The organism is Pontibacter rufus (assembly GCF_015694705.1).
GTDB lineage: Bacteria > Bacteroidota > Bacteroidia > Cytophagales > Hymenobacteraceae > Pontibacter > Pontibacter rufus.
In genome coordinates this window covers 63,967-85,302 of record NZ_JADQDR010000001.1, presented here as the reverse complement: position 1 = coordinate 85,302, position 21,336 = coordinate 63,967, and the positions used below count along the sequence as shown (strand labels likewise).

At 50.0% G+C, this 21,336-nt stretch carries 18 protein-coding genes and 1 pseudogene; 12 read left to right on the top strand and 7 right to left on the bottom strand.

From position 1 onward, the window contains the following. Positions 1 to 140: 140 nt before the first annotated feature. The 5 genes from I2I11_RS00375 to I2I11_RS00355 all read left to right on the top strand — a co-directional run bounded on the left by I2I11_RS00375 (position 141) and on the right by I2I11_RS00355 (position 5,651). Positions 141 to 680, top strand: coding sequence for an RNA methyltransferase (locus I2I11_RS00375; RefSeq protein ID WP_196265688.1), 540 nt, complete (start codon positions 141 to 143; stop codon positions 678 to 680). A gap of 289 nt (positions 681 to 969) precedes the next feature. Beyond that, positions 970 to 3,432, top strand: coding sequence for a TonB-dependent receptor (locus tag I2I11_RS00370; RefSeq protein WP_196265687.1), 2,463 nt, complete (start codon positions 970 to 972; stop codon positions 3,430 to 3,432). Positions 3,433 to 3,557: 125 nt separating this feature from the next. Then, entirely contained in the window at positions 3,558 to 4,559 is a 1,002-nt protein-coding gene (locus tag I2I11_RS00365) for a dipeptidase (protein WP_196265686.1), read from the top strand. A 120-nt stretch (positions 4,560 to 4,679) separates the two neighbouring features. Next, positions 4,680 to 4,865 carry a hypothetical protein gene (locus tag I2I11_RS00360; protein ID WP_196265685.1) on the top strand — a complete coding sequence of 62 codons (186 nt, stop codon included), beginning with the start codon at positions 4,680 to 4,682 and terminating at the stop codon, positions 4,863 to 4,865. A 129-nt stretch (positions 4,866 to 4,994) separates the two neighbouring features. Next, a complete protein-coding gene (locus tag I2I11_RS00355; RefSeq protein WP_196265684.1) occupies positions 4,995 to 5,651 on the top strand; it encodes a hypothetical protein in 657 nt (218 codons plus the stop codon). Between the two features lie 54 nt (positions 5,652 to 5,705). Here I2I11_RS00355 and I2I11_RS00350 read toward each other — a convergent pair whose 3' ends face one another. From I2I11_RS00350 to I2I11_RS00340, 3 genes are all read right to left on the bottom strand, one after another. Continuing rightward, positions 5,706 to 8,024, bottom strand: coding sequence for a M28 family peptidase (locus I2I11_RS00350; protein WP_196265683.1), 2,319 nt, complete (start codon positions 8,022 to 8,024; stop codon positions 5,706 to 5,708). A 367-nt stretch (positions 8,025 to 8,391) separates the two neighbouring features. Then, positions 8,392 to 9,189 carry a TerC family protein gene (locus I2I11_RS00345; protein ID WP_196265682.1) on the bottom strand — a complete coding sequence of 266 codons (798 nt, stop codon included), beginning with the start codon at positions 9,187 to 9,189 and terminating at the stop codon, positions 8,392 to 8,394. 73 nt (positions 9,190 to 9,262) lie between these two features. Next, positions 9,263 to 9,760, bottom strand: a complete 498-nt coding sequence (locus tag I2I11_RS00340; RefSeq protein WP_196265681.1) for a YajQ family cyclic di-GMP-binding protein — start codon at positions 9,758 to 9,760, stop codon at positions 9,263 to 9,265. A gap of 223 nt (positions 9,761 to 9,983) precedes the next feature. On the opposite strand from I2I11_RS00340, the gene I2I11_RS00335 reads away from it, so the two are divergent. From I2I11_RS00335 to I2I11_RS00325, 3 genes are all read left to right on the top strand, one after another. Further along, positions 9,984 to 10,415 (top strand): GNAT family N-acetyltransferase, encoded by a 432-nt coding sequence (locus tag I2I11_RS00335; RefSeq protein ID WP_196265680.1) that lies wholly within the window; start codon positions 9,984 to 9,986, stop codon positions 10,413 to 10,415. 12 nt (positions 10,416 to 10,427) lie between these two features. Further along, entirely contained in the window at positions 10,428 to 10,979 is a 552-nt protein-coding gene (locus I2I11_RS00330) for a lipocalin family protein (protein ID WP_196265679.1), read from the top strand. A gap of 387 nt (positions 10,980 to 11,366) precedes the next feature. Further along, positions 11,367 to 12,002, top strand: coding sequence for a hypothetical protein (locus I2I11_RS00325; RefSeq protein ID WP_196265678.1), 636 nt, complete (start codon positions 11,367 to 11,369; stop codon positions 12,000 to 12,002). A gap of 83 nt (positions 12,003 to 12,085) precedes the next feature. Here the strand turns inward: I2I11_RS00325 and I2I11_RS00320 are convergent, their stop codons facing one another. Further along, complete coding sequence (locus I2I11_RS00320) at positions 12,086 to 13,030, bottom strand: ketopantoate reductase family protein (protein WP_196265677.1); 945 nt, start codon at positions 13,028 to 13,030, stop codon at positions 12,086 to 12,088. Positions 13,031 to 13,163: 133 nt separating this feature from the next. On the opposite strand from I2I11_RS00320, the pseudogene I2I11_RS00315 reads away from it, so the two are divergent. After that, a pseudogene (locus I2I11_RS00315) lies at positions 13,164 to 13,463 on the top strand (hypothetical protein); the annotation flags it as partial. On the opposite strand, the gene I2I11_RS00310 reads toward I2I11_RS00315, so the two are convergent. Beyond that, the gene (locus I2I11_RS00310) at positions 13,457 to 14,338 is read right to left on the bottom strand and encodes an SGNH/GDSL hydrolase family protein (protein ID WP_196265676.1); all 882 of its coding nucleotides are present in this window, start codon (positions 14,336 to 14,338) and stop codon (positions 13,457 to 13,459) included. The pseudogene I2I11_RS00315 and the gene I2I11_RS00310 sit on opposite strands and share 7 nt — an antisense overlap. A gap of 259 nt (positions 14,339 to 14,597) precedes the next feature. On the opposite strand from I2I11_RS00310, the gene I2I11_RS00305 reads away from it, so the two are divergent. Then, a complete protein-coding gene (locus tag I2I11_RS00305; RefSeq protein ID WP_196265675.1) occupies positions 14,598 to 15,065 on the top strand; it encodes a VOC family protein in 468 nt (155 codons plus the stop codon). 2 nt (positions 15,066 to 15,067) lie between these two features. Here I2I11_RS00305 and I2I11_RS00300 read toward each other — a convergent pair whose 3' ends face one another. Then, complete coding sequence (locus I2I11_RS00300; RefSeq protein ID WP_196265674.1) at positions 15,068 to 15,664, bottom strand: transposase; 597 nt, start codon at positions 15,662 to 15,664, stop codon at positions 15,068 to 15,070. 415 nt (positions 15,665 to 16,079) lie between these two features. Further along, positions 16,080 to 16,592 carry a hypothetical protein gene (locus tag I2I11_RS00295; protein WP_196265673.1) on the bottom strand — a complete coding sequence of 171 codons (513 nt, stop codon included), beginning with the start codon at positions 16,590 to 16,592 and terminating at the stop codon, positions 16,080 to 16,082. A gap of 543 nt (positions 16,593 to 17,135) precedes the next feature. Here I2I11_RS00295 and mfd point away from each other — a divergent pair. Together mfd and I2I11_RS00285 are read left to right on the top strand one after the other, a co-directional pair. Continuing rightward, positions 17,136 to 20,507 carry a transcription-repair coupling factor gene (gene mfd / locus I2I11_RS00290; RefSeq protein WP_196265672.1) on the top strand — a complete coding sequence of 1,124 codons (3,372 nt, stop codon included), beginning with the start codon at positions 17,136 to 17,138 and terminating at the stop codon, positions 20,505 to 20,507. 215 nt (positions 20,508 to 20,722) lie between these two features. After that, positions 20,723 to 21,133: a response regulator gene (locus I2I11_RS00285; RefSeq protein ID WP_196265671.1), complete on the top strand. Its 411-nt coding sequence runs from the start codon at positions 20,723 to 20,725 to the stop codon at positions 21,131 to 21,133. The last annotated feature ends 203 nt before the right edge of the window (positions 21,134 to 21,336 follow it).

Genomic DNA, 21,336 nt, shown 5'->3' with positions numbered 1-21,336 from the left:
GATAATAAAATCAACTATCCGGCAGTTAACCCATCAACAATTATCAATCAATTTGATTTCTGCCTTCGCTGCCTGACCTTTGTAATAACGCTACAAAAAGAAAGTCTAACATCTAATGTCCAGCGTCTAATAGCTAAAGAATGCGTAAACTCTCGATGGATGATCTGAACCGCGATTCGGTTGAGACATTCAAAAATAAGAAAAAAATACCACTCGTGCTGGTGCTCGACAATGTGCGCAGCCTGAATAATGTGGGTTCTGTGTTTCGCACCGCCGATGCGTTTATGGCCGGCAAAGTATACCTCTGCGGCATTACGGGCACACCCCCGCACCGCGACATCGAGAAAACAGCCCTGGGCGCCACCGAATCTGTAGACTGGGAGCACGTGCCGGATACACTGGAACTGGTGAAAAACCTGCAGGCAGAAGGCTACACCATCTGCTCGGTGGAGCAGGCCGAGAATAGCACCAAATTAAACGATTTTCAGCCGCAGGCAGGCAAGCTGTACGCGTTTATACTGGGCAACGAAGTATTTGGCGTGGCGCAGGAAGTGGTGAGCCTGTCGGATGTGGTGCTGGAAATCCCGCAGTTTGGTACCAAGCACTCGCTGAATATCTCGGTTGCAACAGGCGTGGTGGTGTGGGACTTCCTAAGCAAAACACTGGCCCGGCAAGTATAATTTATACCTCAAACCACACGCTCTGAAATGCCGTTCTGCTCAACCAAACGGGCGACTGGCCGCATATCAGGCTAGTTCGCAGCGCTTTGCTAACTAGCCTGATATCCTATAAAATTTCCTGAAGCGTTAAACCTATCGCTTTGCTAACTGTCATACTTTCGGTCAGGTCAGAAGCAGCCATGAGGCTCCTGTAATTCCTGCTCTTTTTGAATATGCTCCGGAGCCGCGGTTGTGGATTCAGGCATGTACCATTCAGCCTCTTAGGCTACAGCGCACGATACTCTATACTATGAAAACGGCTTCTTTTATACTTTGTCTTTTACTGCTGCTATCGCCTTTGCTGCGTGCGCAGAACCAGCCGGCCGCATCGGGCCGCATATCGGGTACCCTGGTGCAGGGCCAGACCAACACGCCCATCGGCTTTGCCAACGTGGTGCTGCTCTCCGCCTCAGACTCCAGTCTTGTAACGGGCGCCACTTCCGATGTGGAAGGCAGGTTTGTGCTGGAACGTGTGCCCTTGGGCCGGTTTATACTTCGGGCGTCGCTGGTAGGTTACCCGACCCGCTTTGTTCCGGACATAGCTGTTACAGCCGCCAACACCGCAGTAGCACTCGGTAGTATCGCTATGAAAGCCTCCGCAACCAGGCTCAGCGAAGTGGAGGTTACAACGGAGCGGGCGCTGGTGGAATATAACCTTGATAAAAAGGTAGTAAACGTGAGCCAGGACATTGCAGCGCAAAGCGGTTCTGTGGCCGAAGTGATGCAGAATATCCCCTCCGTAACAGTGGATATCGACGGTAACGTAAGTATGCGGGGCAGCTCCAACGTAACCATACTGGTAGATGGCAAACGTTCTGCGCTGTCGAACCTGACGATGGATCAGATACCGGCCAACCTCATCGAGAGCATTGAGATTATCACCAATCCGTCTTCCAAGTATAACCCGGAGGGCACCTCGGGCATTATTAACCTGGTGCTCAAAAAAGAAAAGAAGCCCGGCTTTTACGGCTCTGCCTCCGTTACGGCCGGCACCTACGACAACTACAACACGTCCCTTAACCTGAATTACCGCTACTACAAATGGTCGCTCAACGGCGGGTATGATTTCAGGCAGCGCACCCGGCCGGGCTTTAGCAACAGCTTTACCACCAACTCTTACTTTGATGAAGCCGGCCTGGTAGACAGCACCAGTTACCGCCAGCAGGAAGGCGACCGGAATAGTACAGATATTTCGCACAACTTCCGCTTTGGCGCCGATTACTATCTTACTCCCCGGCATACCATCTCTGCATCGGCTTTGTACCGCTTTGGCAAAGACGAAGGCACCAACAACATTTACTACCGCTTTTTAGATGCGAACAGCCTCGTAACGGGAACCAGCCTGCGCAACACCGATGAGGTGGAGGATGAACAAGCCATGGACCTGACGCTGGGTTACCGGCAGACATTTGAGCGGAAAGGGCAGGAACTCACCGCTGATTTGGTGTTTAATACCAATGTGGATGACGAAGAAAGCAACTTCAGCGAAACAGGGTTTGAGGATCTCACGGAAGTACAACAAACGCTCGTAGACGACAGCAATACTGAGTTTGTGGCCAAGGCAGACTATGTGCACCCTCTCTCAGAAGACAGCCGCTTCGAAACCGGTTTCCGGAGCACGTACGAGCGGCTGGACGAGGATTCGCGGTTCTTTAACCTGAACAATGCCACAGGCGCCCTGGAGTATGATTTGAACCAGAGCAACCACTTTGTGTATGACGAAATGGTACACGCCGTGTATGCCAACTATAGCAATAAGTTTAAAACCATCAGCTACCAGTTTGGCCTGCGCGCGGAGCAGACTTTTACCACCTCCGACCAGCGCACCCAGGACATCGTTACAGATAACAACTACTTCAGCCTGTTCCCGACACTGTTTATCACCAACGACTTTGATGCGAACAACAAGGTGCAGTTTAGCTACAGTCGCCGCATCAACCGGCCCCGGAGCCGTTTCCTCAATCCATTTGTCGACAGGTCGGACAGGTTTAACGTTGATTACGGCAACCCCAACCTGAAGCCGGAGTTTGTCAATTCGCTGGAGCTTGGCTATATCAGGTACTGGGGCAATATTTCGTTAAACAGCACCGTCTTTTACCGGCACACCACCGACGAGATAGAACGGTTCAGGACGCCAATCATCATTGTGTCCAATGGCGACTCTATACCCGGCACCGAAACTACTTTTCTTAATCTCTCGAGCAATGCCTCTTACGGTGTGGAGTTGGGTATTAATTACCCGGTAACCAACTGGTGGCGCTTGAACGGCAGCGTGTCGGGTTTCAGAACGCAGTTGAGCACTACCCAGGGAGACACCGAACTGAGCAACAGCCAGCTGAGCTGGAACGCAAAAGCAAACTCCAACATGACCGTGTGGAAAGATATGGACATACAGCTTTCCGCCTTTTACCGCGCGCCATCTGCTGACATACAAGGGCGTATGGAGCAAATGTTCAGCACAGACCTGGGCGTGAAGAAAGATGTACTGAAGGGGAACGGCACCATTTCGCTGCGCGTATCAGATATTTTTAATACCCGCCAGTTCAACTTTCTAAGCTATGGCCCGGGGTTCAGGACGGAGAGCGAAAACCGACGCCAGAGCCGCATTATTTACCTCGGATTCACATACCGCCTCAACAGCGACAACAACCCGCAAAACCGCAGACAACAGAACAACCAGCAGGAAGGGCCGGATGAAGAAATGGAGTATTGAGCAATGGATTCGGGTAGCTCTGTTTTTATCCGGAAACAAGTATGGCACTGCGGCGAAACAAAAATAAACTTCTGTTGCCGTAAAGCCTTTTGCTGCGTATCAACAGCTAACCAAAACAAGCAAACATGCACCCAGCCCGCCTTCCCATCATCGACACACATTGCGATCTGCTCGTGTACCTGACAGATGTCCCCGAACCGGACATCAACAAAGTAACCGATATCGGTTGTGCCCTGCCTGCGCTAACCGAGGGAAATGTAAAGCTACAGGTGATGGCCATTTACACGGCTACTGAGATTGGCAGCACCCGCTACGCCGCTTTGCAAAGCGAGATGTTTAAACAGCTGGCTGCAGCCGGAAACTGCCTGACTGCAGTAACGAATGTGACCAGTCTGCACGAGGCGCTTCAAAGTCAGACCAACACAAGTATGATAGCTGCTATCGAGAATGCCTCAGGCTTTTGCGAAGAAAGCGAGCCGCTGGAGGATGGCTTTAAGCGCCTGGAGAAGATAATTGAAGACTGCGGCCGCCTGTTGTACATCAGCTTTACCCATCATGCGGCCAATCGCTTCGGCGGTGGTAATAACACGACACAAGGGATTACGCCCGATGGCCGGATGCTGCTCGATTACCTGCACGGCCGCCGCATTGCCGTAGACCTCTCGCATACGTCTGATGCGCTGGCACACGATATCCTGACGCACATCGACACCGAAAAGCTGGCCATTCCCGTCATCGCCAGCCACTCCAATTTCCGGCCGGTTTGGGCGCACAACCGCAACCTGCCCGACGAACTGACACAGGAAATCATTCACCGCCAAGGGCTTATCGGCATAAACTTTCTGCGTGCTTTCCTGCACAACGAAGACCCGGAAGCGCTGCTGCACCACATCAGGTATGGCCTGGAGCAGGGCGCACAGGACTGCCTGTGCTTTGGGGCCGATTATTTTTATACCCTCGACAACCCGGATCTGTCGCGCATTCCGTTCTATTTTAAAGAGCACGAGCAGGCCGGCGCCAGCTATACGTACATCCTGAACCGCCTGCAGGAGCAACTGCCATCAGAGCAGCTCAGGAAGCTGGCTTACAGAAATGTGCAAGCTTTCATAGAGCGTATCTGGGCTTAGTGTTGCCCGCGTAACAACTTTTTTACCAGGATAACCGTACTCCTGTCTTAATTAGCAAAAACCTATATTTATAGTTTCTTGTTAAGGCTGTACCGGTAATGTAATATTTAAACCGTTTTTATGAAATTCCTCGGATTACTTCTTTTTCTGGCCGGGCTTGTATCGCTTTTACTGCAGTTTACGGGTGCTAACCTGGTGGTGCTTAACTGGGTAAACCAGTGGGGTGAAACCACTGGCTGGATTATCCGCGTGGCAGTGACTGTAGTTGGCGGCATCATTTATTATGCCTGCCGCCACGACGATTAAGCCGTTGCCGAATTTTATGTACAGAAAATTTCCTTACGCGGCAAACTGCCGTATACGCTTTTAACTGCACCTGCACTGCACCAGTCAGGACGCTTTTCAATACTTTGTGATATATAACCCGGTCAGCCCATGGATGCTCAGGAATACGCGCCGCACTACATACAGATAAATGAGCTTTACATCGACACCGTTGTCATTGACGACACGGAGTTTATCACGTTGTGGTGCTTTACGGTACTCGACGATGAGTATAAATTCGTATACCTGGGTTGTGATTTCACCCAGTTTAACCAGATCCTGATTGCGGCCGGCGACAAGGGCGATGAAATTGCGCTGCACGTAGCCAACGTCCTGAACCAGCCCTACGAGGCTCCTACGCTTATTCCCATCAAAGAGCAGTTTAATGAGTACCTGGAACTGACTACCCACGACCTGATTGTGTATGAGCCCGTGGCTGTGGAAGATGACCTGGAGGAGTATGATGACGAGGAGGATCTGCCACTGGATCAGCTTCTGGGCGGTAGGCCCGACAAAACGCAGCAAAAATACTTTATCTATCAGCTCGACAAGCTGTATCCTTCTAAAGTTTTTGAGCCTGAAAAGCTGGAGCGGGAAGAACTGGCAGACTGCTTCGAGGACGACTCTCTGGAACTGGCCCAGCTATACTATGACTATCTGAATGCTGTGGAAAACGGCTACACCGAAGAGCAGGCCCGTCAGGTAGCTGGCCTGGAGAAGGATCTATTTTTCCGGATGGCCCATAAAGCTGCTGAGCTCTGGAAATAAATTTTATCTGAGAAGCCGGCCTTACTGAATTCATACATAACCAGCATCCCGCTTTCAGAAAGTATAACTCTTCCGCACCACTGTCAGGTTATTATCGCGGCCCTGCTCAGGGATGATGTAAGCGGGCTTCGGTTGCTTTATCAATTCTTGTGGCAGGCCTATTGTCTGGTCGTAGAGCAGCAGCCGGATGTTGCCGCCCGCCTTTAAGCGCAGGACCAGCATAGCATCTTTAGAAGGCGGAAGCCCATGCAATCGCACAAAATAAGCCGGGCCCTCCTCTGTTGAAGATGGCTGCAGGGACAGTGGCTCCCCGTTTACTTCTGCCGAAACCAGGTCTGTTGCATTTTCCGGCTGCAATACCATTTCCAGGTGTGCCGCGCCGCGTGGCGAAGAAAGATGCAAACGCAATACACGTGTATCTCCTGCTGTAATATCCTGCACCACCTCAGCTACCGGAACAGCCAATGGTAACGCTTTGGCCTCGTTTTTCAGGTAAGGAATACCGGCCATCGAGTATAGTTCTTTCAAGGTGCCCATAGCCGGATTCGGAAAAAACTGCCTGTTCCAGTCATCTGTTTTCCGGAAGGCTGATATCCAGAGCGCCTTGTTGGTGTCGGCGTTCAGGAAATAGCTGATATGGCTGTGCAGCGGGCGTTCAGGCGTAGGTTTTTCATGTGCTGCAGCCAAGGCTACTTCTATACTTCCGAGCAACAGCAGCACCAGTGCCGGCACTGGCAGGCCGCGCCAGTTAAAGCCACGCCCAATGGTGGCAAGCAAAGGTAGCAGCAGACCCAGCAGCAGCACGAACAAGGCTACCATGGCCACAGACAGCTGCAGCGAAAAAGCCACAAACACCACCTGCACGATTGGCATCAGCAAAAAAACAGCCGGCACCACCGATAGCAGCAGCACCATACTATAGCCAGGACTTTTGGGCTTTTGATGCAGATCCAGCAGAAACACCACCAGCACGCCGCCCAGCGCAAACAACAGCGGAAACATTAGCAGGTAACCGGCCGCCGGTGCCGCCAGGAACAGCGCCAGCAGCAACACAAACCAAAGTATAAACACACCCATCAGCAGCGAGAACAGCCGCAGCCAGCGCAAGGCCACCCGGCTCAGCAGCAGAAACAGACCCAGCGCCAGCAACAGGTAAGCAATAAAAAATGCATTGGCGCTATACAACACGCCATTAAACGGATGGGAGTATGGCAGCAGGCCCAGCACCATGTTGTTGACAGGAATGAACAATCCCACCACTATGACCAGCATCAGCAGGTATAAAAAGAATCCGCCGGCCACCTGCCACACTGTAAGCGCGGTACGCCGCTTGCCTACAATAAAGGTTACTACCAGCAGCAGCGTCGTGAGGGCCAGCCAAAGTATGTTCAGGTCTTTTTTATAGTTGATCACCCAGCCATCTATAAAATTAAAGAATACGGCATCGGGCGCTTTGGTATGCGCTAATGAGATGTTGCCGAAGTGCCGCGTGAGCGCCAGCAGATTGCTGCCGTGCTGCTGCAGGCTGTTTTGATTTAGATTTTCGGGAGAATCTGTCAGTTTGTGGTAGTGCATTAATCCATCAATAAAAGCAGAATTCAGGCCCGAGTAACCGGCCTCTTTAAAAACGGTAAAATCTGTATCGTTGGGCATGCGGCTGTAAATCTCGTAAGCCAGCGAACTGACAAACGGGTAAGGCGCCGCTTCTGCAAACTGCCGGGCTATCCAGCCATTCTCCGGGTTCATCTCGAAAGTCATGCTGGGGCCGCTGTTGCCGCGTGCTTCCAGGTTCAGCACCAGCGCCACCTGCTTCGCCCACGGATGTTTCAGGAAACCTTGTGCGCCATACAAGCCATACTCTTCGCCATCGGTCAGCAGGAAAATGACGTCATGCTGTAGCGGCGCGCCCTGTTGCAGTGCGCGGGCAGTTTCGAGCAGCGCGGCCACGCCCGCGCCATCATCGCCGGCGCCCAGCGCATTGGGTTGCGAATCGTAATGGGCCATCAGCAGGATGGCTTGTTCATCACCGCCGCTGCCGTCCAGCCTCCCGATGATGTTGTATACATGCCCGACGTATGAGACGGCACCGACATTGTTTACCACATTCGTTTCCTGCACCTGCGGGTGCAACCCGAGTTCCTGCATTTGCCCCACCAGGTAGCCGCGTACTTTGGCGTGGGCGGTGGTACCCATGGCATGAGGCGCTTGTGCAATCTGCCGTACATAGCGCATGGCCCTTGCCGCTGAAAACTCTGTAGCAGGCGCATCTGTAGGTTTGGCTTCGGGCGGCTGCAGCAGGTATAAGCTCAGCCAGGCTAGTCCGGTAAGCGTAATCAGCAGAAAAGCCGCAAGCACGTTACTCCTGTTGCGCATAAGAAAGATGGTTTATAGCAGCTATATGTAGATTTGAGAATCTGAAGATGTATAAATTTGAAGATGAACTACTGATATCAACTTTTTACTAAACCGAAGAACATCGAATTAATTTACCTGCTTACTATCCATCCAATATATAAATTATTTCTGATAAAGCAGAAAGCGGCGTTACCTGCTATAGGCAACGCCGCTTTCTGCTTTATACTTGAGAATATGTACTGTACTTAATGCCTGCGAGATTAATCTTGCAGGGGAAAACGGAACCGTATGGCTGATGCGAGCTACAAGCTTGCACCGGCGTATAAGATAGCATTACAATCCGCAAATACTGCGGTGGTTATACTTCAACAAGCACAGGGGCACGCTATACCTTCCGCTCTGCAGGCTGTTTTGTATCTGGCTCCAGTACTTCGTTCTGGCGCAGATGCACCGGCGGCTGAGTCTTTTTGCGGAGCCGCAGGTTTAGCATCTCCACCACCAGCGAGAAGAACATGGCAAAGTAAATATAGCCTTTCGGGATGTGCCCATGGAAGGCCTCCACCACCAGCATAAAGCCAATCAGAATCAGGAACGACAACGCCAGCATTTTTACCGTCGGGTGCTCGTTTACGAAATCGCTCACATACCTGGCAAAAGCCAGCATAATGCCCATGGCCAGAATCACAGCAATAATCATCACCAGCACCTCCTGCGCCAGTCCCACGGCGGTCAGGATGGAGTCGAAGGAAAACACGATGTCGATGAGTACAATCTGCACCAGTATCTTCGAGAGTGTGGTATGCACCTTGCCACCGCCATGCTCTTCTTCGGCGCCTTCCAGTTTGTTGTGGATTTCGGTGGTGCTCTTAGCCAGCAGAAACAAGCCCCCGCAAAAGAGAATAATGTCGCGCCACGACACAGCAAAATCTTCTGCAGCAAAAGGTACATCAATAGTGAACAACGGCGTGTTGGCGCTCACAATCCAGGAGATGGCCAGCAGCAGTATAATACGAAATACCAGCGCCAGCATCAGGCCGATGGTGCGGCCGCGGGCCTGTTCCTCGCGGGGCAGGCGGCCTACCACAATCGAGATAAACACGATGTTATCTATCCCGAGCACCACCTCCATAAAAGTTAGTGTCAGCAGGCTTATCCAGGTATCGGGATTAGCAAAAATCTCCATAGTAGTAGTTATTAGTTATTGATGGATTGTTAGTTGTTGGTTGTTAAATGGTTGGCGGCAAACGACGCAACCATTAAGATTTCATGTTTACGAACTGGAGCGGCATGCCTATTTCTTCGGTATTGGCACGCAGCACGGCGATAATATCCTGCAGGTCATCTATTTTTTTGCCGGTTACGCGAATTGTTTCCTCCATAATGGCAGCCGATACTTTCACTTTGCTGTCTTTGATCAGCTTCATAATCTTCTTCGACGTTTCCTTGTCGATGCCCGCCTTCACTTTGATGTCCTTCTTTATCATCGCGCCCGACTGGTATGCTTCTTTCGAAAAGTCCAGGGCAGTGCCATCCAGCCCCTGTTTCACCATTTTACCGATCAACACGTCTTCGGTGTGCTGCACGCGCATGTCGTTTTCCATAGAGATGTGCACCTCGCTGGCCTTTTTGTCGTACTCCAGGCTGCCTTTGGTGTCGCGGAAATCATAGCGGTTCATAATTTCCTTGCGGGCAGTGTTTACGGCATTGTCCATAATCTGCGGGTCCACTTTGCTTACAATGTCGAAAGATGCCATAGTTTTGTCGTTTAAGCTTAAATTTAGATTACACGGTTTAAAGACAACAAAGTTATTTAATTGTTGGATGGTTAAAGGCGTAAAAAGCTAAATTATTAAATGGTTGAATGGCTAAATTGCTGCACGGTTGATGATAAGCGGAATTACTTTTTCCGGGATGCAAGGAAAACCAAAACCGTGAAGCTAACCATTAAGCCATTCAATAGTTCAGCCTTTTGAAGAAATGAAAATAAAAGAACCCGCCTCTCCCGAAGAATTTGAGCAATATTACCTGCTGCGCCACCAGACGCTGCGTGAGCCCTGGGGCCAACCCAAAGGCAGTGAGCGCGTGGAGGACGATGCCACCGCCGTGCACGCCATGCTCGTAGATGAGGCAGGACAAGCATTGGGCGTTTGCCGACTGCACCTGAACACGCCGCAGGAGGGGCAAATCCGCTTTATGGGCATCCGCGCCGACCAGCAGGGCAAGGGCCTGGGCAACCTGCTGCTAACGTACATGAACGACCGCGCCCGCCAGATGGGAGCCACCACCATGGTGCTGCACGCCCGCGACTATGCCGTAAACTTTTACCGCCGCAACGGGTATGAGATAGTAGAAGAATCATACCTGCTGTTTGGCACCATCCAACACTACAAAATGGCCAAACAGCTTTAAGCCTGTTTTGCTATGAACAAAAACACGAAAACCATACTTGGCGCTGGCACTGTACTGCTGGCCGCCCTTGTACTTACCAGCGACAAACAACGCAAAAATGCCCCGCTGCGCACCGTACCTTCCGTAGATCTGGACCGCTACCAGGGCCGCTGGTACGAGATTGCCAAACTGCCGCAACGCTTTGAGAAAGGGTGCCACTGCGTGTATGCCGAGTATACAAAAAATCCGGATGGCTATGTGGACGTGCTTAACTCCTGCCGCAAAGGCGGTGCCGGCGGCAAAGTGAAACAAGCACATGGCAAAGCTTTCCCGGTAAAAGGCAGCGGCGGCAGTAAGCTGAAAGTACAGTTCTTCTGGCCCTTTAAAGGCGACTATTGGATCCTGGAACTGGACCCAGACTATCAACATGTGCTGGTAGGTGCTCCAGACCGTGAAAGCCTCTGGATATTATCCCGTACGCCTGTGTTAAATCACGACATTTACCACCGCTTAGTGCAGCAGGCCCGGCAGGAAGGCTTCCCGGTAGAACAGCTGGAAATAACTGACCAGAGCTGCCATACTTAAAGGCAGCAACAAGGCTGTATTTTCCCGAAAAGCATTAAACGTTCTGGTCTAATTTGTATTTCGATGGCATCTGAGCTTTGGCAAATTGACTGTTGCGAAGGGCTAAAACCTTTTTACGGCAAGATTATCTACCGGGCTGATAACAGGGCAGGGTATTCATGAATTCATCCGAGCACTTATTTCTAAGTATGCATTGCCGGACTCAGAAATATTGCAGATGCATTTAAAGAAAAAAACGAAAGACTATAGAAACTATATTGACATCTCTGGAAGCAGTAAACGTCCTGATGGTAAATTTGAGATTAGCTTCTACGCAGACAGCAGAAACATTGATATTCCTGTATATTTAATTGATGAATTAGAATTAAAGCATCAGAAGCACCCCTTATGAAAACAACCTCCCGGATTATACTTTACCTCTCTCTTGCGCTCTTTTCAGCCTGCAGCAGCGACAACGCAGCCAGGGAAACGAATACTGAAGCTCCTGTTGCCGAAACAGTTGACACTTTAGCGCAGCAGCCGGCACCCAAACCAGCCAGCGATATCATCAGCTATGAAAAGAAACTGGAGTCCGGCAGTATGCATTTTCTGGTAACCACTACCGGCGAAGGCAGCATGCGCCACCTCACCATCCAGTTGGAGCGTGAAGGACAGCAGCCGTCGCGCATCGATGAGGACATTGAAGGCACCGTTACCAACAGTGTAATAACGGACCTGAACGGCAACAAAAAGCCGGAACTGCTGGTCTTTCTGAACGGCGGTGGCACAGGCAGCTATGGCAAAGTTTACGGCTATGAGTTCGACAACCAGTATTGGGGCGAACTCCACATGCCCGAACTAACACCTGAGCAGCAGCAGGGGTACATGGGCCACGACGAATTTCAGGTAGCCGGCAACCGCCTTGTCCGCACCTTCCCCGTTTACCTCGATACGGATGCCAACTGCTGCCCCTCCGGCGGCACACGCACTATTTTTTATACCCTGGACAATGCGCTCAACTTTATACCAGGCCAGGCCGAGTAAGCTCCAGGGTGTATACTGCTACAATGCAAAATATTACAGCTCTGCAAGTATAAAAGATCCCGGATTACCCGCATGCTGTATTGTTAGCTTCTCCCCTTTAGAGCTGCATACAGCTTTGCATACGTGGGCACCGGCACATCAAGCGCTTCGCCTTCGCGCACCACATAGCCGGTTAAAGACTCCAGCTCTGTTTTGCCGCCCTTCTGAAAATCGCTGTGCATGGATGATGTCGTGCCATAAGGCAGGGAAGCCATCCGCTGCAGCATCGCCGGAATCATATCGTCTGAGAGTATAATGCCCTTTGCCTTTGCTACCGCCTGCAATTCTCCCAGCAAGCGCAGCAGCAATTGTCTGCTGTCTTCCTTTTCCAGGATGGCGCCCATGCTGGTATCCAGGTAAGAGGTGGCCGTTGCGACGGCAGAAATAAACAGGAACTTGGCCCAGATGGTGTGCAGTATATCTACCGCCGCCTCTGCCCTGACACCTGCGGCCTGGAAAACACTTTCTACCCGGCGCAGTTTATCCGGGCTCGCTTCTGAAGATCCAAAGTATAAGAGGCCCATGCCGCCTTTCTCTTTTACGATGCCGGGTGCTGCTAACCGTGCTATCACGTACACGCAGCCTTCCCATACTTCCGTGCCCTGAAACATTTCCCGGATGCGGGCCGGCGCATCCACACCATTCAGCAGCGGTAGGATAATGGTATTCTCAGAGATGCAGGGGCGCACGCGCTGCAGGCTGTCCTCCAGATCATAACTTTTCACGCAGCAGATCAGCAAATCAACAGGGTGAAGAGCATCCGGATTATCGGTGACATAAGCCGGCCGGGCTGTCAGGTTGCCCTGCGTGGTGTGTAGCTGCAGGCCGTTTTTCGCTATTTCATCGGCATGGGCGCCGCGGGCAAAAAAGCCGACTTCCACTTCCGGAGAATCCCTGTAATGTGCGGCCAGTTTCCCGCCAAAGTAGCCACCAATGCCGCCAATCCCGAGAATTAGAATCTTATACTTGTCTGTGTGCCTGTTTTCCATTCTATTGTATTGTATGGCGCTTATCTTTGCGCATACTAACTTTTATACTACGTGCATCAGGTATAAGCCGGTTTGATTTACAGGCTCAGCAGGTAAGCTGGTAATTTTGAAATGCAAACCACAGCCCAAAGGCCTCACCGAAGAAGAAATAACCGCCACTGTACGCGAGATATCTGCTTTGCGCGAGCAAATCACCATCCTGATTGCCCATCGTCTTTCCACCATCATGTACGCCGACATTATTTATGTATTGGAGAGAGGAAAGATTGTGGAGCAAGGCAGCCACAACGAGCTGCTGGCTCAAAAAGGCTTATACTACGCCATGTGGCGCCAGCAGATAGGCGAGCGCAAGTTAGATCCAATAACAGCAAAAATCCGTAGTATGCGCAGCTTCCGCGTGTATCGTATAACTTTTTCGCCTGCCCCTTACTGACCTGGAGCTGCTGCATTGCCCCACACGGTAACAGGATTGTAGTTCAGTATCTCCACTATCTTTTTATGAAACAAGGCCGCTACCTGGGCATACTCTTCGCTCTTCAGATGGATTTCGTTGTGCCATTGGGCTTCGTCCGGAAACATTCCTCTTAAATCTATGTGGTGGAAATTGGGGTGGCTGTTGTCGAGGCTGATGAGCAGTTCGTTAAAAATATCTACCAGCTGGCGTATAATCTGGTCCTGCTCCGCCCTGTCCGTTATCGCTTCTCTGGCGAAGGCCGGCAGCACCCAGGGTCCCGCAAAGCTGATGCCTGCAAATTCATACTGCGTTCCGTTCGGGATGGCATAGTCGTAGCCGTGCATGATAATATGTATGTGCGGATCGACCGACCATACTTTCTCCATAAAAGTAATGATAGCGCTTCTGATATAGCCATCTATGCTGCCCCGGAAAAAGCTCTCGCGAAAGAGCGGCAGCCCTGATCTTTTGTGGTTCAGGTACTGCGTCAACTCGGGGCCCACCACATCGTTGCCGCCCGCGCTGAGCAGCACAAACCGGGGTTGCAGGTTTTTAACCGACCGCAGGGTTTCAATCAGGCTAATCGGGCCATAGTTGATAGCGCGGTGTACCCGGTCTGCTATACTGAAGCCGGTGCCATACACCATGTTCTCCAGCGTATCGCCCGATTTGCTGTGGTTCTTTATGGCGTAGCCCATCTGCCGGAGGTGATCGATGATGTCTTGCACAAGCGGGTAAGCAAACCACGAGTCGCCCTCTGCCACCAGTTTGCAGTCTTTATGGGTTTGCGTATTCAGCAAAGCCCGCAGCGATTGTTCCTCCAGGTCAATTTTGAGTTCGTTTATACTTTCCATACCAAGTAAATTTGCTGATGTATTAATTTGATAAACTGCTGCTTACCAAATTAGTTATACTTCGCTCTATGCTACAGTATAAACTTCATTTTTATACCTGATTCTCTGCTAATTGATTTTTATTTTTTAGCTTAGAAAACACCATAATCATCCGGCTGCATCAAGGGCAGCACATAAAAACCATACTACTGCCAACGGGTTTCCTACTTTTTTGCTTTCTTGCTGTCGGATTATCCCGTATCCTTACTTTATACACTATATGCGAATCCTCTCTAATCTTTTAATTCTCTGCCTGCTCGGTTTTGCGGCACATACCGCAAACGCCCAGACAAGTTCATCGCCCCTGATGCTCAATCACATCGCCATTTACGTGCACGACCTGGGGCCGAGCACGGCCTTTTACAAAGATGTACTGCAGCTCAAAGAAATACCGGAGCCGTTTCACGACGGACGCCATACTTGGTTCACCATCGGAGACGCCGGTCAGCTGCACCTGATACAGGGCGCAGAAAAAAACATAAAGCGCGATAAGAACGACCACCTGTGCTTCAGCGTCGCATCTATGGAGGACTTTATCGCGAACCTCGACAAACATAAAGTGGCATACACGAACTGGCCCGGAACCGAAAAAGCCCCTACCATCCGCGTAGACGGCGTGAAGCAGATTTACTTCCAGGACCCGGACGGCCACTGGATTGAAATCAACAACGACAGGCCCGGCAAATAGCGCTATCCTGATGATGGCTTTAACTTGCCGTGGCGTCTCTGCTTCTCCGGCAGATAAAACATATCATGCTGCCATTTCGCCGGATTCTCCTGGATGTAATTCCTTATATGAATATAGGCGCTGTTGTGCCGGATGATGTGATCGTGAAAGGAGCGCTGCCAGGCAAAGTCGGGCAAGCCCGCCAAGCGTACCAATTTCGATGTCGTAGTTTTATACACGCCCATCAGTGCTGACAGGGACTTGATTTTCTGTGTTGGCAAAGCACCAGTTGTTGTTTTCTCATGGTTTGTTATCGGTGCACGATTGGACAGGTCGCGACCTGTCCCTACAGGACTATTTTCCCTGTCAATTTCGATGATGCCGTGCATGTGGTTTGGCATCACCACAAAGGCGTGTAAAATAACATACGGATATTGCTCTGCCAACCAGTACCATTGCCGTTCTGCAATATGTCCATGCTCGTTCACCTGCATTTCCTCGTCAACCACTTCGCCGAAAACGCATATTTTGTCCTTCACACATGAAGTCACGAAGTATAAAGCATCCTGGCTGTAGTCAAAATCACATAACCTGTTCAGTTTCCGATCTGGGCGTGTCATGTATGAAGTATACGACACCAAACCATGTTTGTAGGGACAGGTCGCGACCTGTCCCTACGAGGGCCGTAATGTATGACTAGCTTGTAAAATTGAACTACTGATAACACCAGTTTGTAAATCCACAAATTGCACTGACGCTAAACTTGCGGCATGGGAGGGAATAAGTATATTGTATATTTAGTGTAACATAGTTATCTTTGTGATATTAAACAGGAAAGGCTGTCTCAGAGAGACAGCCTTTTAAAGGCGGACACCAAACCTGTACTAAAGAAAGAGTGGGTAATGGCAACTTTCCAAAATAGTTAATGAGGCTATTTTAGCGATCTGCTACTCTAATGTGGCATGAGTCATATGCTTAATTCACATTTAACCACCTTTCTCAGTGTTTTAAATGGGTAGCTACAGCTACCCATTTTTATATCTTCACTTCTTCTTTTACAACCAAGCTTTCTTCATTATACATATGTTCAGGCTTAGGATTTCCATCTTCGTCTAACCAACTACTACTTCCATAAAAGCTATTTTGATTAGACGATCCTACAACATACTTCACTATCGCACCACTACTGATTAGATTAGACTTAGCACTACTAACACCTTTTTTTATTTGTTCAAATGAAATGTCTGGTTCCAGCTTATGTATAATGTTACTAATCTCATTAATATTTAGAAACTTATTCTCTATTTTTAGAACACTAACAACTTTATGTCTATAGCTACTTGGGTTGTTATAAGCTTGATATTTTTCAGGCTTATCTGAAAGTATATCTTCAGTCGAGGATATGGAATCTTCAGCATGAATATTTGACATAGAGTTATACAGTTGCATCAAATCAACCATATCATCTATACTTTCTATCTTGGCTATTAGATCCTTCTTTATTAGTTCCTTTAACCTTTCTAGTTCTTGTCTAATCTCCGCGTTCATAGAACAATGCATTAATGTATCACAAAGATATAAGGCATATGAATAGGAAACAAGACGGGAAGAAGATTTTATTAAAAAATAGGCCGCCCCAAAACCCGTGTCATATACATCTATCCTGCTTCATACAAGACTATAAGAAATAATTAGATAATAAGTCTTATCTAGAGCATGTTCTCAAGACAACTTATGATATTACATTACATACAAGGTAAGACAAGATGAAAACACAAAGGAAAGCCAAGAGGGAAACACGAAGATAAACTAAGACACATAAATAGAGGCAAGACACTGTTAACAACTAGGCTCAACTCCTATATATTGTTAAGATAACTCTGAGTTAACCGGTAATATGTTTATGATTATTTAAATCAACAATCCTTCTTTTAGCACTACGCAACCTTCTCCCCCTCATTACAGTTCTGATAAAACATTATCTTGTAGTATCTTTGTAAAAAGAAACAGCAGAGCACGGCTATACGATAGCCCTGTGTTCTGCCTTTGCTGTTTTGTTATTCTGCCTTTGCTGTTTTGTTATATAATTGAATGAAAGTTAAAGATTTCTTAGAGCTGTACCGCCTCGACAGCGTGGTGCAAACCATTGCCGAACGGCTGAAAGCCAACAAAGCGTACCGCCTGCAACTAAAAGGCATGGCAGGCAGCCTGGATGCGGTGCTGGCTTCGGCGGTGTATACGATAAATAAACAGCACCAACTCTATGTGTTGCACGACAGAGAGGAGGCGGCTTATTTTTATACAGACCTCAAAAACCTGCTCGGCGACCAGAAGGAGGTACTGCTGTTCCCGACTTCGTACAAGCGGCCATACAGCTTCGACGATACTGAGAACGCCAACATCCTCATGCGGGCCGAGGTGCTCAACCGCCTGAACCAGAAAACCGGCAAAGGCGAAATCATCGTGACCTACCCGGAGGCGCTGACGGAGAAAGTGATCAATAAGAAATCGTTGGTGGAGAATACGCTGGGGGCCAAGGTGGGCGAAAAACTGGATACGGCTTTCCTGAGCGAGATGCTGGCCGAGTATGGCTTTGAGCGCACCGAGTTTGTGTACGAGGCCGGCCAGTATGCCGTACGCGGCGGCATCGTAGATGTATACTCTTACGCCAACGACCTACCCTACCGCATCGAACTCTTCGGCGATGAGATTGAAAGCATCCGCACCTTCGACCCCGATACGCAGCTGAGCGTGGAGACGAAGAAAGCGATTTCGATTATACCAAACGTACAAACTAAGCTCTTGCAGGAAACCCGTGAGGCTTTCCTGGATTACCTGCCCGAAAACACGAACATCTGGTTCAAGGATATTCGCCTGACGCTGGACGTGATTGAGGAATATTTTGAAAAGGCTTCGTTTGCGTTTGAAAAGATGCTGGCCGGCAGCGGTGGTACCCAGATTGTGTCGGACCCGGAGCAATTGTTTCAGACGCAAAAGCAGTTTAAAAAGCTGTTGGATAACTTCAACGTCATCGAAATCGGCAAGCGTTTTTACTTTAAAAGTGCCGAGGTTATACAGTTGCAGGCCAAGCCGCAACCCTCGTTTAACAAAGATTTTAAGCGGCTGGTGAAGGACTTGCACGAGCAGCAGGGCGATGGCTTTGTGAATATCATCGCCACCGATTCGCCGCGCCAGATAAACCGCCTCACCATGATTTTTGATGAGCTGGACCACGACGTGCGGTTTCAGCACCTGCCGGTTTCATTGCGCGAAGGCTTCATCGACCAGACGCTAAAAATTACCTGTTACACCGACCACCAGCTGTTCGACCGTTTTTACCAGCACAAGGCCAAAGAAGGACATTCCAAATCCAAGGCGATGACGCTGAAAGAATTGCGTTCGCTGCAGCCCGGCGACTATGTAACCCACGTGGATTACGGTATCGGCCGCTTTGCCGGGCTGGAGAAAGTGGAAGTGGGTGGCCGTTTGCAGGAAGCCATCCGGCTGGTGTACCGCGACGATGACCTGCTGTATGTCAGCATCCACTCGCTGCACAAAATAAGCAAGTATAGCGGCAAAGAAGGCGGTCCGCCAAGTATGAGCAAGCTGGGTTCGCCGGAGTGGGAAAACAAAAAGAAGAAGGTCAAGAGCAAGGTTAAAGACATTGCGCACGAGCTGATTAGCTTATACGCCAAGCGCAAAGCCGCGCCAGGTTATGCGTATACCCGCGATGGCTTTTTGCAGGCGGAGCTGGAGTCGTCGTTTATTTACGAGGATACCCCCGACCAGGGCAAAGCCACTGAAGATGTGAAGGCCGACATGGAGCAGCCACACCCGATGGACCGCCTGGTGTGTGGCGACGTGGGTTTCGGCAAAACCGAGGTGGCCATACGTGCTGCCTTTAAAGCCGCCTGCGACGGCAAGCAGGTCGCCATGCTCGTGCCCACGACCATATTGGCCATGCAGCACTACCGCACCTTCCACCAACGGCTCGAGCAGTTTCCGGTAACCGTGGATTATATCAACCGCTTTAAAACCGCCAAGGATACCAAAGAAACGCTAAAGAAACTGGCAGAAGGCAAAATCGACATTCTGATTGGCACGCACCGCATCGTGAGCAAAGATGTGCAGTTCAAAGACCTGGGGCTGATGATTGTGGACGAGGAACAGAAATTCGGCGTGAAGACAAAGGAAAAGCTGCGCGAGATGAAAATCAACGTGGATACGCTCACGCTCACGGCCACACCGATTCCGCGTACGCTGCACTTCTCGCTGATGGGCGCCCGCGACCTGAGCGTGATTGCCACGCCACCACCCAACCGCCAGCCGGTCAAAACAGAGCTGCACGTGTTCGACGAAACACTGATTCGCGATGCCGTGGTGTACGAGATGAAGCGCGGCGGACAGGTCTTTTTCGTGCACAACCGCATCAAAGACATCGAAGAGATTGCCGCCATGATTTTGCGCCACGTGCCCGATGCCAAGGTAACCTACGCGCACGGCCAGATGGAACCCGAGAAGCTTGAAAAGCGCATGATGAAGTTCGTGAACGGCGAGTATGATGTGCTGGTCAGTACCAATATCATCGAATCGGGCCTTGATATCGAAAACGCCAACACCATTATCATCAACCGCGCACACATGTTCGGACTTTCGGATCTGCACCAGATGCGCGGCCGAGTGGGGCGCTCCAACAAAAAGGCGTATTGCTATTTGCTCACGCCGCCGGTGGCCGGTTTGCCAAGCGATGCCCGCAAGCGCCTAAGCACGCTCGAAGAATTTTCGGACCTGGGCGAAGGCTTTAAGATTGCGATGCGCGATTTGGACATCCGGGGAGCGGGTAACTTGCTGGGTGGCGAGCAGAGCGGCTTTATCACCGACCTCGGTTTTGAGATGTACCACCAGGTGCTCGACGATGCCATCAAAGAACTCAAAGAAACTGAATTCAAAGACCTGTTCCTGAAAGACAACCTGGAGCAGTTTATTGAACCGGTGCGTGAGTGTAGTATTGAAACCGATATGGAAGTGCTGATACCGGACTGGTACGTGAGCAATATTTCCGAGCGCCTGAGTCTCTACAGCAAACTCGACAGCACCAAAGATTTGCAGGAACTGGAGAAGCTGCGCGACAGCATCGTAGACCGCTTCGGTCCGTTGCCCGAAGAGGTGCAGAAGCTGGTAGATATTGTAAAGCTGCGCTGGCAGGCCCAGCAACTTGGCTTCGAAAAGCTTACCATCAAAAAAGAAGTGATGAAAGGCTATATTCCGTCCGAAAACAACGATGCCTACTTCCAGTCCGACACGTTTGGCAACATCCTCAAGTATGTGCAGCAGCATTCGCGCCGCTCCCGCCTGAAAGAAGCCAAGCACAAACTGGTCGTGACCGTGGAGGACATCCGAAGTATACAGGAGGCGAAGGAAGTATTTGAAGGCTTGGGTGTGGCAGCTGTTACATCAGCGTGATTAGTGCCATAGTTGCCCGAAAAGGATGCAAATTCTTATCATGCCAGGAGGCACTATACAGGGCCAAACGGTACCAGAAAAAGGGATAAAACATCGGCAGACCAGGTATAAGGATAAAAGCCGGCACATGCTTTAAGACAACAGGCGCATCGAATACCGGCAAAAAAATTATACTTATATTTGAGAAAAATGAAAGCAGTATTAGCCAGTTAAATATGAAAACACTGCATACGATTCTACTGATCGACGACGATGAAACAACCAACTACCTGAACCACCGGTTGCTGTCGCGCATGAATGTAGCTTCTGACATCAGGGTAGTAACGAACGGGGAACAGGCGCTTGAGTACCTGGAAAAAGCATATGCCAGCCTGGACGATTATGCTTACCCGGATTTGATCTTTGTAGACATCAAAATGTCTGTAATGGATGGCTTTGAGTTTCTGGAGCAATACCAGCTGTTACCAGAGGCGCAGAAGCAGCAGAGCATCATGCTGATGCTGACTTCTTCTGCCAGCTTTTATGATCTGGAAAGACTGAAGGCCTTTCCGGATGTGCGCCGGCACGTATCCAAACCCCTGACAGAGCCCGACGTGCGCGAATTGCTACGCGAGTATTTCGATTAACCGGTATGCAGCAAAGCAGAATTTGCGGGTACTTTCGTCCGTAAGTATGTTTTCACCAGCTAACAATAGCTGCCGCAATATGGCTTGCCTGTAAAAGCACCAGTAAGCGCTAAACAACGGCCTATACGGCAATGCAGTTCTACCGGGCAGAGTTAGTTGTTACCCCAGAATTCCTCCGCCTCTCTCCAGCCTGCACAGGTATA

Excerpts from the sequence above, each read along its gene's own strand:
- I2I11_RS00375 (WP_196265688.1), top strand. The coding sequence starts at position 141 with ATGCGTAAACTCTCGATGGATGATCTGAACCGCGATTCGGTTGAGACA.
- I2I11_RS00370 (WP_196265687.1), top strand. The coding sequence starts at position 970 with ATGAAAACGGCTTCTTTTATACTTTGTCTTTTACTGCTGCTATCGCCT.
- I2I11_RS00365 (WP_196265686.1), top strand. The coding sequence starts at position 3,558 with ATGCACCCAGCCCGCCTTCCCATCATCGACACACATTGCGATCTGCTC.
- I2I11_RS00360 (WP_196265685.1), top strand. The coding sequence starts at position 4,680 with ATGAAATTCCTCGGATTACTTCTTTTTCTGGCCGGGCTTGTATCGCTT.
- I2I11_RS00355 (WP_196265684.1), top strand. The coding sequence starts at position 4,995 with ATGGATGCTCAGGAATACGCGCCGCACTACATACAGATAAATGAGCTT.
- I2I11_RS00350 (WP_196265683.1), bottom strand. The coding sequence starts at position 8,024 with ATGCGCAACAGGAGTAACGTGCTTGCGGCTTTTCTGCTGATTACGCTT.
- I2I11_RS00345 (WP_196265682.1), bottom strand. The coding sequence starts at position 9,189 with ATGGAGATTTTTGCTAATCCCGATACCTGGATAAGCCTGCTGACACTA.
- I2I11_RS00340 (WP_196265681.1), bottom strand. The coding sequence starts at position 9,760 with ATGGCATCTTTCGACATTGTAAGCAAAGTGGACCCGCAGATTATGGAC.
- I2I11_RS00335 (WP_196265680.1), top strand. The coding sequence starts at position 9,984 with ATGAAAATAAAAGAACCCGCCTCTCCCGAAGAATTTGAGCAATATTAC.
- I2I11_RS00330 (WP_196265679.1), top strand. The coding sequence starts at position 10,428 with ATGAACAAAAACACGAAAACCATACTTGGCGCTGGCACTGTACTGCTG.
- I2I11_RS00325 (WP_196265678.1), top strand. The coding sequence starts at position 11,367 with ATGAAAACAACCTCCCGGATTATACTTTACCTCTCTCTTGCGCTCTTT.
- I2I11_RS00320 (WP_196265677.1), bottom strand. The coding sequence starts at position 13,030 with ATGGAAAACAGGCACACAGACAAGTATAAGATTCTAATTCTCGGGATT.
- I2I11_RS00310 (WP_196265676.1), bottom strand. The coding sequence starts at position 14,338 with ATGGAAAGTATAAACGAACTCAAAATTGACCTGGAGGAACAATCGCTG.
- I2I11_RS00305 (WP_196265675.1), top strand. The coding sequence starts at position 14,598 with ATGCGAATCCTCTCTAATCTTTTAATTCTCTGCCTGCTCGGTTTTGCG.
- I2I11_RS00300 (WP_196265674.1), bottom strand. The coding sequence starts at position 15,664 with ATGACACGCCCAGATCGGAAACTGAACAGGTTATGTGATTTTGACTAC.
- I2I11_RS00295 (WP_196265673.1), bottom strand. The coding sequence starts at position 16,592 with ATGAACGCGGAGATTAGACAAGAACTAGAAAGGTTAAAGGAACTAATA.
- mfd (WP_196265672.1), top strand. The coding sequence starts at position 17,136 with ATGAAAGTTAAAGATTTCTTAGAGCTGTACCGCCTCGACAGCGTGGTG.
- I2I11_RS00285 (WP_196265671.1), top strand. The coding sequence starts at position 20,723 with ATGAAAACACTGCATACGATTCTACTGATCGACGACGATGAAACAACC.